Origin of the sequence: Trichloromonas sp. (assembly GCF_041583255.1) — a bacterium.
In the GTDB taxonomy this organism is placed as follows: domain Bacteria; phylum Desulfobacterota; class Desulfuromonadia; order Desulfuromonadales; family Trichloromonadaceae; genus Trichloromonas.
Window position 1 is genome coordinate 1 of the sequence record NZ_JBFHGD010000313.1, and the last position, 2,100, is coordinate 2,100.

General features: G+C 60.9%; 3 protein-coding genes. All 3 read left to right on the plus strand.

Annotated elements, in window-relative coordinates:
• Positions 1 to 750, plus strand: a 750-nt coding sequence (locus ABYV89_RS16140) for a helix-turn-helix domain-containing protein (RefSeq protein WP_432823960.1), incomplete at its 5' end; no start/stop codon positions are given.
• A gap of 3 nt (positions 751 to 753) precedes the next feature.
• Positions 754 to 1,311, plus strand: coding sequence for a response regulator (locus ABYV89_RS16145; RefSeq protein ID WP_432823961.1), 558 nt, complete (start codon positions 754 to 756; stop codon positions 1,309 to 1,311).
• A gap of 8 nt (positions 1,312 to 1,319) precedes the next feature.
• On the plus strand, positions 1,320 to 2,100 hold a 781-nt coding region (locus ABYV89_RS16150; protein ID WP_432823962.1), incomplete at its 3' end, for a purine-nucleoside phosphorylase.

The following is a 2,100-nucleotide window of genomic DNA, read 5'->3' on the forward strand; positions in this document are numbered from 1 at the left end:
ATCCGGGCCAACTTCCTGCTGGACATGGAGGCGGACAGGTTCGACGGGTTTCCCGGCGACGCCTACCTGCTGGGATTTCTCAAGCTGTACGCTGAAACTCTCGGATTGGATGCAGCCTCAGTGATCGACCAGTTCCGCGCGCAGACCGGTATCCCTGCCGGCGGCCGGGAGCGCAGGTCGACTGTTTACGATCCCCCGGCAGCAGCCTCAGGCCGCAGCGTCTTCAGCACGATTCTGCTGGTCGTGCTATTGGGCGGGCTGACACTTGCGTCCGTCTACTTTCTGCTTCATTACTGGCCTTTTGCCAAAGAGCCGAGCCTGGAGCCTCCCCAGCTTTCAGCGGTGTCGACTGAGTTCTCGCTGCCCGCCGGAAATGCCGCCCCGCTGGTTGTGCTGGAGGAAGACGCTGAGCAAGCGATGCCGGAAACGCCCGAAGCAGTTCCTGGCCCCGAGACTCCCGTTAACCCTCAAGGGAGCGATTACGCGATTCCTCCCGGTGGCGGCTTGCTGCGTGTTGAAGCCCTCGGGGCGGTTAATGTCGAAGCTTTGATCGATGACCTTCCGCTCAAGCAATATGCCCTGGCCAGAAACACGGTTCTGAGTTGGCGTGTCTTGAAATCCCTGCAGCTGCAGGTCGATGCGCCGGAGTCTCTCAAGGTGTGGCTTGAAAATGAACCCCTTGATCTGCAGGGGCGCTCGCAATTGTCGCTGCGGGCCGCACCGCCGGCAGTGGTCGAAGAGGGGCGCTGATCGATGACGACGAGAATCGCCTGCCCGAAATGCCAGTCCCGATATCGGTTTGACTCGTCCAGGGCCAGCAAACCGCTCATCCGGATCAAGTGTCCCGGCTGCGGCCATGCTTTTCAGGTCGACCTGGCCGCTCTTAAAGAACCGTCCCTTGCCGCCTGTGCCGATGAGGCTGCGCCCGGCAAGGCCCCCGGGAGCAAAAAAATCCTGATTGTCGACGACTCGAATTTTTTTCTTGAACTGATTCTCGACATGCTGAAATCCCTCGAGGTTGAATTCCTTACTGCGTCCGATGGCGAGGAGGCCCTGCAGATTATCCGTGAGCAGAAACCTGCCCTGGTCCTGCTGGATCTCAACCTGCCGCGCAAGAATGGCTATGAACTGATCCGCGAAGTGCGCGAAGACCTGGAGTTGCGCCAGGTACGGCTGTTGGCCATGAGCGGCGTCTTTCGAAAAAACGATGATATCAACGAGGTCTACCGTGGTGGTGCGGACGACTTTATCAGCAAGTCATTCAAGCCCGAGCAACTGCTTGAACGGGTCAACAAGCTGCTCGAGGGGTGAGCGTGCCGATGGATGCATCAGCCCCCGCGGAAGGGCTCAGGCAGCGCCTGGGAACCGGGTCCTTTGATCTGGCCGTGGTTCTCGGCTCGGGGCTGGGCGCCCTTGCCGACCAGGTCGAGGGATCGGTAAGCATCGATTACCGGGATATTCCCGGATTTCCCCAGGCCCAGATCGAGGGCCATGCCGGAAAGCTGGTCGCCGGTCGCTTTGAGGGGTGGAATGTGCTCTTTTTTCAGGGGCGCTACCACCTCTACCAGGGGTTTTCCGCCAGCCAGGTCGCGCTGCCGGTCAGGGTCGCCAAAGATCTCGGTTGCCAAAGGCTGCTGCTGACCAACGCCGTGGGAGGGATCAACAGCGCCTTTAATCCCGGCGACTTCATGCTGATCGATGACCATCTCAACCTGATGGGCGACAATCCTCTGCGCGGCGAGACGCGGCACCCTTTCGTCGACCTGTCCCGGCTGTACCTGCAGACACTCTTTGACCCGCTGCAGAGCTTTGCCCGCCAGCAAAAAATCGCCCTGCATCGCGGCGTGCTCGCCGCCCTGATGGGGCCTTCCTACGAAACCCCCGCCGAAATCCGCATGCTGCAGCGGCTTGGCGCGGATGCCGTGTCGATGTCGACGGTTCCCGAGGCGATCATGGGTAAGTACCTGGGGATGGACGTCGTCGGCTTGTCCCTGGTTTCCAACATCGCCGCCGGTCTGGCGCCGGCTCCGCTCGATCATCAGGATGTGCTGCTAACCGGCTCCCGTGCCATCGGTGATTTCATCAAGCTGGCCAGGCAGC

Bases quoted from the DNA above. Each gene is read 5' to 3' on its own strand.
- ABYV89_RS16145 (WP_432823961.1), top strand. From the start codon at position 754: ATGACGACGAGAATCGCCTGCCCGAAATGCCAGTCCCGATATCGGTTT.